The sequence below is a fragment of the Erwinia sp. E_sp_B01_1 genome (genome assembly GCF_036865545.1).
Classification (GTDB): Bacteria; Pseudomonadota; Gammaproteobacteria; order Enterobacterales; family Enterobacteriaceae; genus Erwinia.
The window spans coordinates 3,278,706-3,297,356 of the sequence record NZ_CP142208.1 but is presented as its reverse complement, the minus strand read 5'-3'; the positions used below and the strand labels follow the sequence as shown (position 1 = coordinate 3,297,356).

The window sequence follows — 18,651 nt, the reverse complement described above, 5'->3', positions numbered from 1 at the left end:
CTTAAAGCTTCCATAAAAATCCCGTTTCAGGGTTTTATCCAGACAAAAGTGCGATAAAGCGTAAAGATTTTCCCTACGGCAAATCAAGAAATTAGGGTCAATACTCAATCAATATTGAGCATTTATCCGTAACGGCTATTGTTAAGAAAGTGTTTATTTGATTAAATAATTTCATCTTTTCGATAAATATTAATCAAGTAGCGATCGCGGATTTTTCTTACTATGTGTAAGGAAAAGCTGGAAAAAAATAACATATCAGCCCCAAAGGTTCCTTTCGGAACCCCCTTTCGTTCCTCATGGGAACGGTTATGCACCAGGTAAAAACCAGACCCTGCATGGGTACTGGTCACCCCTTGCTTTGCGCGAGAAAGTGAAGATTTTCTTCATTTTTTCGCGCGAAACACATAACGATAATTTCTGGTGCATATCGAGGTTACCCATGGCACAGCTCAATGATGGCCGCGTTGAAATTCTCTCGCGCGATGATGGTAAAATCCTGTCACAGGCCAGTGTGGGCACGTCCCATAACGTTCTTCTGAATCAACCAAGCGTGGTAAAAATTCACGGCACCCGTGACATGGTGTCGGAGTTTGAACGTCAGGGTAATGACCTGATTTTGCACATGCGCGATGGTAGCGTGGTGCGCTATCAGCAGTTCTTCTTCGACGATGTCGATGGCGATCACAGCGAACTGGTTTTTGACGACGGTGTAAATCCTGCTGAACATGCTCTGTTCCCGGTGACCAACGAGTTTGCCGATGCGCAAACCGCAATGATGGTCACGCCGGAATACGAATCTCTTGGCTCCATAGAACCCTTACTGCTGGCTGACACCGGCGCAACCACCGGCGTAATGACCGCAGCCGGTATCGGTGCTTTGGGTCTGGTTGGTCTGGGCGTTGGCGCACTCGCGGGCGGTGGCGGCGGCGGCGGTGGTGGTGATGACGATAACAATGGCGGCGGAACAACCCCCTTAACGCCCACCATCACCCTCAATGCGTTTACCGGTGATGATGTTCTGACCCCGGCAGAAAAAGGCAGTAATCAAACGCTGAGTGGTACCACTACCAACGCTGAAGTGGGCAGCACCGTGACCATTGTGCTTAACGGCAAAACCTACACCACTACGGTTGGGGCTGAGGGCGTCTGGAGTATCTCAGTGCCGGCAGCGGACCTGGCAAACCTGCCAGAGGGCAGCAACACTGTCCGCGTCAGCGTGACTAACAGTGACGGCCTCAGCGCCTCATCAAATGAGGCGTTCACCGTGCAGGGTGACGTCATTGTGCCGCCGGGCGCACCGGGTATCACCATCGCCACTTTCGCCGATAATGATGTGCTGGACGGGGCTGAAAAGCAGATTTCACAGACCATCAGCGGCAGCACCACTAACGTTCAGCAGGGGCAGACCGTCACCGTGACGCTGGGTGGGCAGAGCTACACCACAACGGTCGGCGCTAACGGGAGCTGGAGCCTTTCCGTCCCCGCCAGCGCGCTGCAGAATCTTGCAGATGGCACCAGCACCATCAGTGCGAGGGTCAGCAATACCTCCGGCACCTCCGCCGCCTCAACCCACAATTTCACCGTTCAGCCCGACACGGTCAGCAGCATCAGCATTGGACAACTCAGCGGTGACGGACAGCTCAATGCCACAGAAGCCGGGCAATCGCTGACCATTTCCGGTATCACCACCGGAGTTCCCGCCAACTCGGTGGTTAGTATCACCCTGAATGGCCACGTTTACAGCGCCAGAGTAGGGGCTGACGGGAGCTGGAGCACGACCGTACCGGCCGCCGATTTGCAGCTGCTCAATCAGGGGCCAAACCTGGTTACCGCTACGGTAACGCTGGCGGATGGTACCCTGGTCCGGAGTTCCGGCGCTTCGCTGGATGTGCACACCACGCTGCCTGATGCCACCCTGGCGCCGCCGTTCGGCGATGGCGTCCTCAGCGGCAATGAAACCAACTCGCCTCAGACTCTCAGCGGCAATACCGGCACCACCGGCGCCGGACAGACGGTTACCGTCACGCTGGGCGGGACAACCTATACCGGGACGGTGAACGCAAACGGTAGCTGGACGGTTAACGTCCCGGCTGCGGCATTACAAAATCTGCCTCAGGGCAGCAACAATATCACCGTAGTGGTCACTGACTCCGCAGGGAACAGCGCAACCTCGACCACGCCGTTTAACGTCGTCACCACGCCTCCGGGCTTAAACGTTGAATTCTCCGATGCCCTTCTTAATCAGACCGATGTCACCCAGCCGCTGACCGTCAGTGGACAGAGCACTGGCGGCCAGACGGTCACAGTGACGCTGAATGGCGTCACCTATACCACAGCCGTGAATCCCAATGGTTCGTGGAGCGTCAATGTGCCAGCTTCCGTGCTGCAACAGTTGCCCGACGGCCCCTATACCGTTTCGGTAACTTCTACGGACGCTTATGGCAACAGCCGTACTTCGACCGGACAACTGGCGGTGGATACCACACCACCGAATGTCTCTGTCGCCCCGATCTCAGGAGATGGCTATGTCAACGCTGGCGAAATGGCCGGTGTGGTGCAGATTACCGGTCAGGTGGAGCCAGGCAGCACCGTGCTGGTACGGATCAACGGCGTTGATCTGACCGCAACGGTAAATCCCACTACCGGCGCCTGGTCAGCGGAGCTTTCCGCCGATGACAAAGCCGCGCTGAGGGATGGCCTCTATACGGTGACGGTGACCGCCACCGATGCTGCAGGCAACCGCAGTGAAGCGTTCACCAGCGTCACTTTTGTCACCGAGTCAGCTAATCTGCCAACCATTACGGTCAATCCGTTGACCGGCGATGGGGTCCTCAATGGTGCTGAGGTCGCCCAGAATCAATCGCTGACCGGCACCACGACCAATGCGCCGGCGGGCAGCGTTGTGACTCTGACGCTGGAAGATGGCAGAACGTTTGAAGGCCAGGTTGTGGCTGGAGGTAACTGGACCATTATCCTGCCTGCCGATGTGTTGCAGGCGCTGGGCAACGGCAATCAGCCCTTCAGCGTGACCGTAGAGGATTTAGCGGGTAACAGTAACAATGTCACCGGCAGTTTCCTGGTGGACGTTGACGTCAACGCAGGATCTCTGAACATCACGCCTGTTACCGGCGATAACGCCCTGAATGCCACCGAAGCACAGTCCGATCTTCTTATCAGCGGCACCAGTGAAGGACTGGCTGCAAACACCGCGCTGACCGTGACCTTCAATGGGAATACTTATACTGCCACCACCGGTGCGGACGGTAGCTGGACGGCGACAGTACCAGCCGCAGATCTGGTGGGGATCGCCAACAACAACTACACCGTGACGGTGAGCGGCACCGATGGAAACGGCGATCCTGTCAGCAACAGCACCAGCCTGACCGTGCGTACCACTTTCCCGAATGCCATCGAACTTACTCCTCCGTTTGGCGACGCTATTCTGAATGCGGACGAAACGACTGCTCCGCAGACCCTGACCGGTAATTCCGGCGTGACATTCCCGGATCAAACCGTCACCGTCACCCTGGGCGGCGTGAATTACCCTGCCACCGTGAATGCTGCTACCGGTGAGTGGAGCCTGACGTTATTACCTGAAGTGCTGCAGACGCTGCCGGATGGCCCGACAAATGTCGTGGTCACCGTCAGTGATTCGCTGGGCAACAGCATTTCCACCACCACTCCGGTGACGGTCGATACCCTTGATCCAGCGCTCGATGTCACCGATCTGGTGAACAACGGCACGATCAACGCCCTGACGCAGAACCAGCCGCTGGCCGTAAGCGGCACTGCTGAAGCAGGCACCTCCGTCAGCGTCACCCTTAACGGTGAAACTTATACCGCTGTGACCAGCCCGCAAGGCAACTGGAGCCTGAACATTTCGGCCTCCACCCTGCAAACGCTGCCTGACGGTAATTATGACCTTGTAGTCACCGCTACTGACACCGGGGGGAATTCCACCACAACACTGACGCCGGTGTTCAAAGATACAGCTCCGCCTGAAGTCACGCTGACACCGGTTTCAGGCGATGGCTATCTCAATGCGGTTGAACATGAAGCTGCGCTGAATTTATCGGGAACGACGGAGTTGGGCTCCACTGTTGTTGTCACGCTGAACGGGGCGGATTATCCGGCCACCGTGGATCAGGCAGGCAACTGGAGCGTTAGCGTACCCGCTACTGCCGTTACCGCGCTGGACGACGGTACTTACACCGTCAGCGTGCAGGCTACCGATACGGCGGGCAACACCAACACCTCAACCCAGCCGCTGGTTGTGGTGGCAAGTGACCTCAATCTGCCCACCATCAGTGTTTCACCCTTTACCGGTGATGACACCGTGGATGGCGCAGAGAAAGGCCTCGCGCAGCTGATGACCGGCACCACCTCCAACGTTCAGGCCGGTCAGGTTGTGACCCTGAGCTTTAACGGGGAAACTTATACCGGTTCGGTTGACGCAGATGGCAGCTGGAGCGTACTGGTTCCGGCTACCGCCTTAAATGAACTGGCCAACGGTAGCCAGGATTTCAGCGTTGCCGTCAGTGATGTGGCGGGCAACCCTGCCACCACCACTAACAGCTTCTCGGTAGACAACAGTTTCAGTGCTATCGCCATCGGCATCATCAGCGATGACAATATGCTCAACGCGGTGGAAGCGCAGAATGACCTGGTGATCCACGGCAGCAGCCGCTTTCTCGCCTTTGGTGCGCGCATCCTGGTTCGCTTCAACAGCGCTGATTACGAAACCACCACCAACTCTGACGGCAGCTGGAGCGTTACCGTCCCTTCGGCAGCGTTAGCGGCGTTGCCAAATGGTGACGTTACCATCACGGCCACCGGCACCGATGTGAACGGCAACGTGATTACCACCACGCAAAGCCTGAACTCGGATGTAAACCCTGACTTTGGGGTGACGCTGAATACGCCCTTTGTTGATGGTGCGCTCAACGGCATGGAATCGCTGAGCGATCAGAACCTTACCGGCACCACCGGGGTAACCGGAGCAGGGCAGACCGTCTCCGTGGTGCTGGGTGGGATCACCTATACCGGCACGGTGGATGCGCAGGGCAACTGGTCGGTGACCTTACCTGCCGCCATCCTTCAGGCGCTGCCTCAGGGGGAGAATCCGCTCAATATTACGGTCACGGATCCGGTGGGCAACAGCGCCTCGCTGGCTGGCAACTTTACCGTCGATACGGGAGTGCCGACGCTTTCACTGGATGCAGTCTCAGACGATAACCGCCTGAGCCTGGCAGAGCAGGGGCAACCTCTGACCCTCAGCGGCAGTGGCGATCGGGGGGACACCATTACCGTGACCCTGAACGGTCAGAGCTACACCGCCACGGTGGACGGTACCGGCAGCTGGAGTATTGACGTGCCGCCAGCGGCGCTGCTGGCACTGACCGAAGGCAGCTATGATGTTCAGGTTTCCACCACGGATACCGCCGGAAATACCGCCGCGCTCATCCGCACGCTGGAAGTGGATCTGACGCCGCCACCGGTAACGGTTGAGAGGGTTTCGGATGGGTATATCAGTGCGGCAGAGAGCAATCAGCCGCTGGTGGTCAGCGGCACCGGTGAAGAAGGCAGTGCCATCCGCGTTGAGTTAAACGATCAAATTTATACGGCTGTGGTAGGGCCGGACGGGCAGTGGACGTTGAGCATTCCTGCCGATGTGGTAAGCGGATTGAACAACGGTGACTACACGCTGAACGTCACGGCCAGCGATCTGGCCGGAAACACCACGCTTACCAGCACCACGCTGACAGTGGATACCACGCCGCCGGCGATCTTCGTTTCAGATATCACTGCCAATAATATTCTGGATGGAGCAGAGCAGCAGGTTGATCAATTGATCTCCGGTACCACCACTAACGTGGAGGCTGGCCAGCAATTAACCGTCACGCTGAACGGCGTGGCGTACCAGACCACCGTTCTGGCCGGAGGCGCCTGGCAGGTCACGGTACCTGGCGGAGATTTGGCGGCACTGGCGAACGGTTCCCAAACGCTCAGCGTCTCGGTAACCGATGCTGCGGGGAACACCGGCACCACAGAGAAAACCTTCTCGGTTGATAATACCCTCAGCAGCATCGCCTTTAACCCGCTGAGCGGGGATGGCTATCTCAATGCCCAGGAATCTGGCACTGCCCTGACGGTCAGCGGCAGCTCCGCCAATATTCCGGCGGACAGCGAGGTCAGCTTTACGCTGGGCGGAAATACCTACACCGCAACGGTCACAGCCGATGGCACCTGGAGCCTGATCGTGCCTGCCGGTGATGTGGCGGCGCTGGCTGAAGGCGTGCAGAACGCCACAGTCAGCGTGGTGGCTGGCAATGGCGCAACGGTGACGGGTTCAGGCTCGCTGAATGTGATCACTGAAACGTCGCTGGCCCCTACGCTGGCTCCGCCGTTCACTGACAGTGTCCTGACTAACGCGGAAGCGGCGACGACTCAGACCCTGAGCGGCGTAACCGGCACCGCAGGCGATGGACAGACCGTAACGGTAAACATTGGCGGAGAGGCCTATAACGCCACTGTTAACAGTTCCGGCGTCTGGTCGCTGGATCTCACGCCTGACATCCTTCAGGGGCTCCCTCAGGGAACCTCAGCGGTGACGGTCACCGCTACCGATATTGCCGGTAATACGGCGAGTATTACCCCGGCACCCAGCATCACGGTTGCCACCACGCTGCCAGCGCTGTCGCTGGGAGAAGTCGCCGGTGGGGATAACATTCTGAATGCGCAAGAGCAGGGGGAGCCGCTGGTGCTGAGCGGGACCGTCACGGCTGGCGATACGGTTGATGTGATCTTCAATGGCACCACCTTGTCAGCCACCGTAGACGACCAGGGCAACTGGACCGCCACCATTCCTGCCGCTGATTTGGCGGCGCTGGACGATGGCCCGTATGCGCTGCAAATTGTTGCAGCCGACAGTTTTGGTAACGTCACTACGCAAAACGTACCGCTGGCAATTGACACCGCTCTGCCAACCTTTACCGTCAACCCGATAGCCGGGGACAACATCATCGATCGCAGTGAGCAGAGTCAGCCGCTGGCGATCACCGGCACAGCAAGCCAGGGCGACAGCGTTACGGTTACCCTCGGTGGCCAGAGCTATACCACCACGGCAGGCACAAACGGGGAGTGGAGCGTTTCCGTCCCGGCCACCACGCTGGGCAGCCTGACTGAAGGCGCAAATACCGTCGCGGTGGAAGTGACCTCAGCAGCAGGCAACAGCGATACCCAGACCTCGACCGTAACGGTTGATACCTTCATCGATCCTGCGGTCATCGTGAACACTCTGGCGGGCGATGATATCGTCAATGCCGCTGAAGCCCTTGCGGGCCTGAACGTCACCGGCAGCGTGGCCGAAAGCACTACCACGGTGGTGGTGAACTTTAATGGCACCGGCTACCCGGCCACCGTCGGGACTGACGGGCTGTGGACTGCCGCTATCCCGGCAAGCGCGCTGGCTGGCCTGACCGATGGCAACTATGCGCTTTCTGTCACCGCCACGCCTGCAACGGGTGCCGGCGTGACGGTTCAGCATCCCATTACGCTTGAAACTTCAGCGCCGGTATTTACGCTTGCACCGCTTTCCGGCGACGGGCTGCTTAACCTCACAGAACATGGCCAGCCCCTGGCCGTCAGCGGTACCGGTGACACAGGAGACAGCGTTCGCGTCACGCTGAATGGCAACGTCTATACAGCAAGTGTGGATGGTGACGGTAACTGGTCGGTTACCGTGCCTGCGGCAGATGTCGGGGTGCTGGCTGAGGGCCCTGCATCCGTCACCGTTACGGTGACGGATACGGTGGGTAACAGCACTTCGCAGAGCAGCAATCTGTTGGTCGATTTGACCCCTCCGGCCCTGACTCTGGATCCGGTTGCCGGAGACGGCATACTGAATGCGGCTGAACAGCAGCTCCCGCTGACCCTTAACGGCACCGCCGGGAATGGCGCGGATATTACCGTCACGTTCCAGGGCAACGACTACACCACTACCGTGGGTGAAAACGGCCAGTGGACGCTGGATATTCCTGCCAGTGCGCTGGCCGGGCTGACGAACGATGATTACACCTTAACGGTGGTGGCAACCGATCCTGCAGGCAACAGCACCACACAGCAGGGCACGTTCACTGTGGTAGCCGATGTGGCCACACTGCCAACGCTTTCACTGAATGACTTTGCCGGCAATAACATCGTGGACGGTGCAGAGCAGCGGGTGGATCAGCTGCTGAGCGGCACCACCACCAATGTTCAGGAAGGGCAAGCGATCACCGTTGCCCTGGGGGGACAGAGCTACACCGGCATTGTGCAGGCCAGCGGGGCCTGGAGCGTGACGGTTCCGGCCGCTGCGCTGGCAGGCCTGAGTGAGGGTAGCCAGAGCTACAGCGTAACCACCAGCGATACGGCGGGTAACCCGGTTACTCAGAATGGCAGCTTTACGGTCAACACCACGCTGAGTGGTGTGGCGGTGGATCCGGTCAGCGGAGATGGATTCCTCAACCTGGCAGAAGCGGGGCAGCCTCTGACGCTCAGCGGAACCTCGGTCAATGTGGCAGAAGGTACCACGCTGGACGTGACGCTGAACGCGGTGACTTATCCTGCCATCGTGGGTGCAGACGGTAGCTGGAGTGTGGTTGTTCCCTCCGCCGATCTGCTGGCGCTGCCGGACGGAGAACTCACCGTCACCGTTACCGGCACGGATGCTGCCGGCAATGCGGTAGCCAGCGAAGCGCCACTGACGGTTGCCATTACCAGCCTGCCAATTATCGCGCCGGATGCTCCCTTTGGTGAAGGCACCCTGAACGCGGATGAAGCTACTAATCCGCAAACCTTAACCGGCTCGACGGGCGTTACCGGCGACGGCCAGACCGTTAACGTAGTGATCAATGGCACAACTTATCCCGGAACAGTAGATACCGACGGCACTTACAGCGTCACCATTCCGGCGGAGGTGCTGCAGGCGCTGCCGCAGGATGCAACCGTAGCAACGGTTAACGTCAGCGATGCCGCGGGCAACACGGCCACCACAGACATTACGCTGAATGTGGATACCCTGCCGCCAGCGGTGACGATTGGGGAACTGGCAGGCGATAATATCCTTAATGCTGCCGAGCAGGGCGTCGCGCTGCCTGTCAGCGGGACGGGCGAACCTGCGGCTGACATAGTGGTCACGCTGAATGGCCGCGAGTACACCACCACCGTAGGAGATAACGGCCAGTGGACCCTGGATGTCCCTGCAGCCGACCTGGCCCTGCTCACTGACGGGAACTACATCGTCAGCGTGACGGCCACCGATCAGGCTGGTAACAGCACGCCGGTGCAGAGCACGCTGGCAGTGAAAGCGGATGTGGACACGCTGCCGACGCTGACCGTCAATACTTTTGCAGGCAATGACGTCCTCGACGGAGCCGAGCAGCGAACCGATCAGCAGTTAACGGGTTCAACCACCAATGTGGAGCCCGGACAGCTGGTCACCGTCACGCTGAACGGTCAGGTTTATACCAGTCCGGTGCAGGCTGATGGCCGCTGGAGTGTCACGCTGCCCTCAACCGCGCTGGCAGCGCTGGATGACGGCACCACCACCTTTACCCTGGCGGTGAGCGACGCTGCAGGGAACCCGGTGACCACCACTTATGAGGTGGAGGTTAACAGTGCAGCTTCAGGTATCAGTCTGGATCCGCTTAGCGACGATGGCTATCTCAATGCTGATGAAGCACAGGATGCGCTGATTGTGTCAGGCACCACGGCGAATGTGGCTGAGGGCAGCACCATCACGCTGAACTTCAACGGCCAGACCTTCACCACTCTGGTCGGGGCTAATGGCGTCTGGAATGCCATTATTCCGGCTACCGCCCTGGCGGGCCTGCCGGACGGCACAGCTACGATGACCGCCACCGTGGTCGATAACACCGGCACAACCATCACCGGCAATGGCACACTGAATGTCCACGTCAGCCAGCTGCCGCTGGCAACGGCGGATGCACCGTTCACTGACGGCACGCTGAACGGTAATGAAGCCGCCCTGACGCAAACCCTCACCGGCACCACCGGCGTGGCGGGCAACGGACAGACCGTCACTCTGGCAGTAGGCAACGACACTTACACCGGCGTGGTGGATGCAAATGGTAACTGGTCGGTAGATATTCCTGCCACCGCGTTGCAAACCCTGCCACAGGGCGCATCAACTCTTCCGGTAACCGTTACCGATGTGGCCGGCAACAGCAACACGCTGGCGATTCCGGTCAATGTCGATACCGTTGCGCCAACCCTCACGCTGAATACCATTGCGGGTGATGGCGTGGTGAACACCAGCGAAGCGGCGGGTGAGATTACCGTCAGCGGCGGCAGTACCGGCGCTCAGGAAGGCCAGCTGGTGACCGTTACCCTCAACGGCCAGAGTTACACCACGCCGGTTGATGCAGCGGGCGACTGGACGGTGCAACTGCCAGCCGGTCTGTTGCAGGTTGCGCCAGACGGCAGCTATCCGCTGACCGTCAGCCTCAGCGATGCGGCCGGGAATACCGCCACGGCCACCACCAGCGTGACGGTGGCAACCGAGACCCTTCAGCCGACCATTAACACCCCGTTTGGCGATGGTTATCTGAACATCACTGAAGCGGGTACGGATCAGACATTAAGCGGCACTACCGGTGTGGCTGGCGCAGGCCAGGCGGTGGTAGTCAATATCAATGGCGTGAACTATGACGCCACCGTAGACGCCAACGGCATCTGGACAGTACCGGTCACCAGCGCGACCCTGCAGGGATTAGGCAACGGGCCACAGACGCTGATCGTCACGGCTACCGATGTTCAGGGCAATACCGGCGAAATCAGCACCACTATCGCTGTGGACCTGCTTGCGCCAACGCTGACCGTGACGCCGGTCGCCGGGGATAACATCATCAATGCGGCTGAAATTTTGCAGCCAGTGTCGATTGCCGGCACGGCCTCAGCCAGCGAGGCGGGTCAGCAGGTCACCATCACCTTCAACGGTCAGAGTTATCAGCAAACCGTGCAGAGCGACGGTAGCTGGCAGCTGGATCTGCCTTCCGGCGTGACGCAAAACCTGGCGGATGCAACCTATCCGGTGACCGTCACCCTGACTGACATTGCCGGCAACAGCACCAGCCAGACGCTGAACGTCACGGTAGATGCCTCAGCGGCCAATCTGCCCACCATCAGCGTGGGTGTGGTCTCTGGCGATGACTACATTAATCAGGATGAAGCCACCAGGGATCTGACCCTGGCGGGTAGCACCACCAACGTCAATGCCGGTCAGACGGTGACGGTCACGCTGAACGGCCAGACTTACACGGCCCTCGTGCAGGCTGACGGTAGCTGGAACACTACCGTACCGGCAGCGGATCTCGCTGCACTGGCGGATGGAGCCCAATCCTTTACCGCTTCCGTTACCGACAGCTCCGGAAATCCTGCCAGCACCACGCATCAGGTGACAGTGATTGCTCAGGCTGCCGATCTGCCGACGATCACCATAGATCCGGTCACCAGTGACGATGTGGTGAATTTCCAGGAATCCCGCAACGATGTGCAAATCACCGGCACCAGCCAGCACATTCCGGCCGGGGATAACGTTACGGTTACCCTGAACGGCAACAGCTACACCGCTACTGTGGATGCTAACGGTAACTGGACTGCCAGTGTTCCGGCGGCCGATATTCAGGCTCTGGATCAGGGAATCAACAGTGTGACCGCCAGCGGCAATGACGTGGCCGGGAACATCGCAACCGCAACGGGAGACTTCAGGGTAGATACTAATGCGCCAGTGCTGGACGTGACGCTGGGAGCAGGGGCTGATGGCATCCTGAATCTGGCAGAGGCGTTAGCAGGGCTGGTGGTCAGCGGGACTTCTGAAGCGGGCCTGAGCGTGAACGTCACGCTCAACGGTAAAATCTACACCACTACCGTTGGCGAGAATGGCACATGGTCGCTGACTGTCCCGGGCAGCGATCTGCTGCTGCTGCCGGACGTGACTACCCAGGTTGGCGTTTCGGTGACGGATACCGCAGGCAATACCACCACGGATCTGCTTGATCTTGGGGTGGCAATCAATACTTTACCGGCCCTGACGCTGGCTACGCCGTTTGTCGATGGCCTGCTGAACGCTACGGAAGCGGCCGCTGAGCAGGTGCTGACCGGCTCGGCGACCAACCTTGCTGTGGGCACGGCGGTGCAGGTGACCGTGGGGGCGGTGACCGTCACCGGTGCGGTGCTGGCTGATGGTACCTGGGCGGCAACGCTGCCCGCCGGTGCGCTTGCCGGTCAGGCGGACGGGGCGTTGCAGGTTTCGGTTACGGCTGTTGATGCGGCGGGCAACCCGGCCAGTACCAGCGGCAGCGTGGAAGTGCTGCTGAATACCCTGCCGGATGCCACTATCGTTACGCCATTTGTTGACGGCGCGCTGAATGCCGCTGAGGCGGGGGTCAATCAGACGCTCACCGGGACTACGGGGATTGTGGGCACAGGCCAGACCGTCTCAGTCACTGTAGATGGCAACGCGCTTGACGCAACGGTCAGCGACAACGGCAACTGGAGCGCCATTCTGACGCCAGACCTGGCAGCGACGCTGGGGAATGGCACCCACACCATCACGGTCACCGTGGGTGACCGTGCCGGCAACAGCAATACCGAAACCCTGGGCTTCAACGCGATTATTACCGGCCTGCCAGCCCCGACGCTGGTCGTCCCCTTTGCGGATGGCGTGCTGAATGCGGCAGAAGCAGCGGCTGGCGGTGCGCTGACCGGCGTGACCGGCATTGCCGGGCCGCAAACGGTCAGTGTGAATATCAACGGCACGGTGTATCAGGCTGCGGTGGATACGGCAACGGGTAGCTGGAGCCTGGCACTGCCAGCTTCGGTGTTGGTTACGCTGCCGGATGGCAACTGGCCAATTACCGTTACGGCGACCGACAGTGTGGGTAACAGCGGCAGCACCCCTGGCAGCCTGCTGGTGGCGATCAACGATCTGCCTGACGTCAGTATTAACCTGCCGTTTGGCGATGGTTTGCTGAGCATTAACGAAGCAACCGCGAGTCAGTTACTCAGCGGCTCAACCGGGAAAATTGAGGCTGGTCAGACCGTAACGGTTTCTGTCAGCGGGTTTAACAATGGGGTGGCGGTGCCTGCTACGGTTGATGCCAGCGGCAACTGGTCGCTGACGTTAACGCCAGCTGAGCTGACCGCTATCGGCAACGGCACGCATACCGTTACTGTGACGGCCACGGATACTGCGGGTAACAGCGATTCCGCCACGCTGGACTATACAGCTGTGCTGACGGCTCCAGATCCAACTATCAATACGCCGTTCGGTGATGGCATCCTGAATATCAGCGAGGCGGCTGGCGCGATAACGCTGACCGGGACCACCGGCGCAGCAGGGGCCAATCAGGGCGTACAGCTGAGGATTGATCTGGCTGGCGTAACTTACACCGGCACGGTGGATGCCAGTGGCGCCTGGACGGTGAACCTGCCTGCTGGCGCGTTGTCGGCCCTGACTTCCGGAGCCCATACTGTCAACGTAACGGTCACCGATCCGGCGGGTAACAGCACCACTGAGGGGCTGAACTTCACTGCCGCTCTGGCTGCCCCAGTGCCAACCCTGAACACGCCGTTTGTTGACGGATTCCTCAACGGCACTGAAGCCGCGGCTGGCGCAACACTGACCGGCACCACCGGCGTGACCGGCGCAGATCAGGCGGTCAGGGTGACCCTTGGCGGCACTAACTACGACGCAACGGTAGCCACCAACGGGACCTGGACGCTGGATCTGACCCCGGCGCAGTTAGGCGCTCTGCCGCAGACTGCCCAGACAGTGACCGTGGTAGCCAGCGATGCAGCAGGTAACACGGCTACGGTGGCCGGTAACTTCACGGTGGATACCCAGGCACCAACCATCACCCTGCAGCCTTTCGCTGGCGACAATGCGCTGAACTATGTGGAAAGCCTGACCAGTCAGACGCTGTCAGGCACCACCACCGGGGCCGATGCGGGACGTGTGGTCACGGTGACTATTGGCACCTCCACGCTGACCGGCGTGGTCCAGGCCGATGGCAGCTGGTCGGTTAACGTGACGCCAGTGGCTCTGCAACAGTTAGGAACGAGCGGCACCGGCACCATTGCGGTCTCGGTCTCTGACTTGGCAGGCAATACCGGCACGGCCAGCGCCACCATCGCGGTTGACCTTACGCCACCGGCCACGCCGCTGCTTACTCTGGCACCGGTGTCGGACGATAACATCGTCAACGCCAGCGATGGTGCAACGCTGACCGTAGGCGGGACTTTCGCTAACCTGCCAGATCTGGCAGGTGGGGAAGGGACGGTCACGCTGACCATTGATGGCAGGGAAGTGGGTACTTATCCGGTCACCACCACTGATGGCAACTGGTCGATCACCGTGCCCAACACGGCAGCAGACCTGGCTGACGGCACGCATACCATTTCGGCCACGCTGGTTTCCACCGGGGATATCGCCCTCAGCTCAAGCGGGCAGTTCCTGGTGGATCGTACGCCGCCAACGTTGACCATCGGTGCCTTTGCCGGAGATGACGTGCTCAACGGCAGCGAAGCAGCAGTTTCGCAGACTATCAGCGGCACCGCCTCAGTCAGTGAAGCAGGCAGAGCGGTGACGGTTACGCTGGAAGGCAAAACTTACACCGCTGTGGTACAGCCTGACGGCACCTGGTCTACCACTGTGCCTTCCGGAGATTTGCAGGCTCTCTCTCAGGCCGGGTATACGATCTCCGCCAGCCTCAGCGATGCGGCCGGGAATGTCACCACGCAAACCCTGCCCATCACGGTAGACACCGGTGCGCCTCTGCTCCAGGTCAATGCGCTACTGGGCGATAACCTGCTCAACGCCACGGATATTCTTGCCACCCAATTGCTGACAGGGACCGCTTCTGGTGCTGAAGGCCAGACTATTGGCCTCTACCTGGGTGACAGCTCGCCAATTGCCACTGCGGTAGTGGCCGCAGATGGCACCTTCAGTATCGCTCTGACTCCGCAAGTGCTTGGCAGCCTGACTGACGGCACCCTGGTCTTTGGGCTGCGGGTCAGCGATGCTTCGGGCAACCAGACGGATGCCACGCTTACAGTGAATAAAGTGGTTAACCAGCTGCTGAACTTCACCGTAGACAGCCTGCTTGGCGACGGCTTCCTGAATGCGGCTGATACTGCCGTGGCGCAGACCATCACCGGTCTGGCAACGTCAGCAGGGATCGGCGCCACCGTCTCTCTGGATATTGGTGGCACAACGCTCTCCGCAAGGGTTGGCCAGGACGGTAAGTTTGCGATTATTGTGCCACCAGACGTGCTGGGGCTGCTGGAGCCGGGCGAAACCAACCTGAATCTGGTGCTGACGGATGCCGCAGGCAACACGCGCTCTCTGGCCGAAACGGTAACGACAATCCTGGACGTGCCGGTAATTGGTGCGCTGAGCAACCTGTTGGGCACGGACAACCTGCTGAATATTGCTGAAGCGGCCGTTACCCAGACGGTGGGCGGCACGATCAATGCGGTGACCGGCTCTGTCGTCACCGTGACGCTGGGCGCGAAATCCTATGTCACCACCCTGCAGGCTGGCGGGCAGTGGAGCGTAAATATTCCGCCTGTGGATCTCGCTGCGCTGACCAGTGGCAATCTTTCCCTGGGGGTGAAAGTCGTGGATCCGGCAGGGAACACCAGCTCAACCTCCACCACGGTTGGCATCTTCACAGCGCAGCCAACCATCTCTCTCAGCTCGATCTTCGGTGACGGCATTCTGAATATTGCTGATGCGCTGACTAATCAGACCATCAGCGGCGTGGTCAACAATGTGGCGGCGGGAACCGTCATTAACCTGAACGTCGGTAATACCACGGTTACCGCCACCGTCGGCACCAACGGGGCCTTCACTGCCACCGTCAGTCCGGATATCCTGGGCACGCTGACCAGCGGTAATCTCACTATTGGTGCCAGCCTGACCGATGCGGCAGGCAATACGGCCTCTGCAACGGCCGGTGCGGTCGTCAAACTCACGGCACCTTCAATCACCATCAATCCGCTGTTTGGCGATGGACTGCTGAACCTGGCCGATGCGCTGCTGGGCCAGAACATTGGCGGCACCATCACCGGGGCGGATGCAGGGTCCCGCGTGGTGGTATCCATTGGTGGCACGCAGTTTATTACCACTACGGCCGCCAATGGCAGCTTCAGTCTGGCGCTCTCTCCGGCCATTCTTCAGGGACTGGCCAACGGGGATCTTACCGTGGGCGTCAGCGTCACGGACACTGCCGGTAACACCACTTCGGTCAACGCCGGGGCAGTCGTTGGATTGACGCTGCCAACCATCTCACTGAATCCACTGTTTGGTGATGGCGTGCTGAACCTGCTGGAATCGCTGGTGACGCAAACCATCAGCGGTACGGTGGGAGGAAACGTCGCCGTGGGTTCTGCTGTGACCATCAATCTCGGCAACACCACGGTGACCGGAACAGTAGGCCAGGGCGGAGTGTTCAGTGCGCAGGTGACCCCGGCCATTCTCAGCACCTTGCTGGACGGGAACCTCACGGTAGGCGTTTCGGTGACGGATGCGGTAGGTAACGTCTCCAGTACCAGTGCTGGCCTGAAGGTGGGTCTCCATATCCCGCCATCCCTGAGCCTGAATACGGTATTCGGCGATGGCGTCCTCAGCGTGGGTGATTTGGCGACGGCACAAACCATCAGCGGCGGGTCATTCAACCTGCCTGCCGGCTCCACGGTCAGCGTGGTGCTGAATGGCAAAACCTATACCACGACCGTTGGTTTTGGCCTCGGCGGCCCCTGGAGCCTGAACGTGCCTAAAGCGGATCTGGCCGCGCTGGCTAACGGCACGACTACGGTTACCGTCTCGGCTACGGATGCTTATGGCAATACCGGCACCACCTCAGGTTCACTGAGTGTCACCGCTCAAACCCCACCGACGGTGACCATCACCAGCGTCTTTGGTGATGGCCTGCTCAGTGCAGCGGATTCACTCAGCGCCCAGACCATCGCCGGTACTTCAACCGACGCTGTAGGGTCCACTATTACCGTTCGTATTGGTGCCACGGCGCTGACGGCGGTGGTGGGAGCCAACGGCGCCTGGAGTGTCTCTGTCCCGGCGGCGGTACTGGCTGCCTTGCCGGATGGAAACGATACGGTTACCGCTTCGCTGACCAATGCGGCAGGCAATGCCGGTACAGGGACTTCTACCGTCCTGGTGGGTACCCATACGTTGCCTGTCGTCGCCCTGAACAGCAGTACGTTATTTGGCGGCGACCACTATCTGAATCTCAGCGAGGCAAATGTTGCTGAGACCATTAGCGGGACCTCTACTAATGCGGTGGGAAGCCGGGTATCGGTCAATATTGCGGGGAATATCCTGACCACCACGGTGGGGGCCAACGGCGCATGGAGCGTGACTGTGCCTTCAGCGACGCTGAAATCGATCAATGATGGCAGTCAGACCCTGACGGTCACCCTTACCGATGCCGCGGGCAACACCTCTGTAGTCAGCGATACCTTTAAGGCAGTGACTCATAATCTGCCCGCTATTGGTGTTGACCCGATCCTCAGCGTGGTCAGTGTGTTGCTTACTGGCCTGACGGTATCGGGTGGCACGCTGAATCTGGCTCCGGGCACGCGGCTTAACGTGACGCTGAACGGGGCTACGGTGCAGACCACTACCGATATTCTGGGGCGGTACAGCGCCAAGTTTGCCGGAGGATTGCTTACTTCACTGAGCCTCGCCAGCATTGTCACCGTCACCGCCGTGGATGCGGCGGGTAATCCGGCGTCCACCAGTAACACCCTGCTGCTGGGCTCCCTGTTGCCGGTGGCCACACCTGTTGCTACTGCCGCCGTGATGATGGCTGTGGCATCAGATGACGCTATTGCCACCACGTCAACGCACGCCGCTGTAGCGACTGAAAGCACCACAACGACGGCACATGCCGCCACGGCGGACTCAACGCTTATAACCGGCAGCGATACCGCCAGCACAGACGCCAGCACCACTGCCGCTTCGGCCGACAGCACTACGGCCACGGCGGCAGCGTCAACGGCAGCCACCTCTGATGACAGCGCCTATACCATTGGTGGGGTGGTCATCACCCTGGCGGATGGTCAGACGGTGGAAGGGGCTTCCGTCACCGGCAGCAGCGGTGATGACACCGTTACGCTTAACTCGCTGAACTTTACCCATATTGATGGAGGAGCAGGTACCGATACGCTGGTGCTGAACGGTGAGCATATGACCCTGGACCTTACCTCGCTGGGCCTGAAAGTGGAGCACATCGAGATCATCGACCTGGGCAAAGCCGGTAGCAACAGCGTGAAACTGGATCTCAATGAAGCGCTGAACCTCACCGACAGTCAGGCCAACGATCTGATCATCAAGGGAACCCTGGGCGACCAGGTAACCCTGGCAAACACCGATGGCGGCGTCTGGGCAACGGCAGGTCAGCGCACGGTTGAAGGACAAACGTTTGACGTTTATCACAACTCTGCGCTCTCTGCAGCTAACACGCTGGGGGATGTGCTGGTGCAACATAATCTGCAGGTTCACGTGGTGTAACAAAGACTTTCCCTGCACGGGGAGGAAATTCCCGTGCAGGGCGTCTAAGGTTAAGA

1 protein-coding gene is annotated in these 18,651 nt (G+C 59.7%); it reads left to right on the top strand.

Annotated features, from left to right (window positions below):
• The first annotated feature begins 439 nt into the window (after positions 1 to 439).
• Entirely contained in the window at positions 440 to 18,595 is an 18,156-nt protein-coding gene (locus VRC33_RS15475; RefSeq protein ID WP_338557206.1) for an Ig-like domain-containing protein, read from the top strand.
• Positions 18,596 to 18,651: the final 56 nt, after the last annotated feature.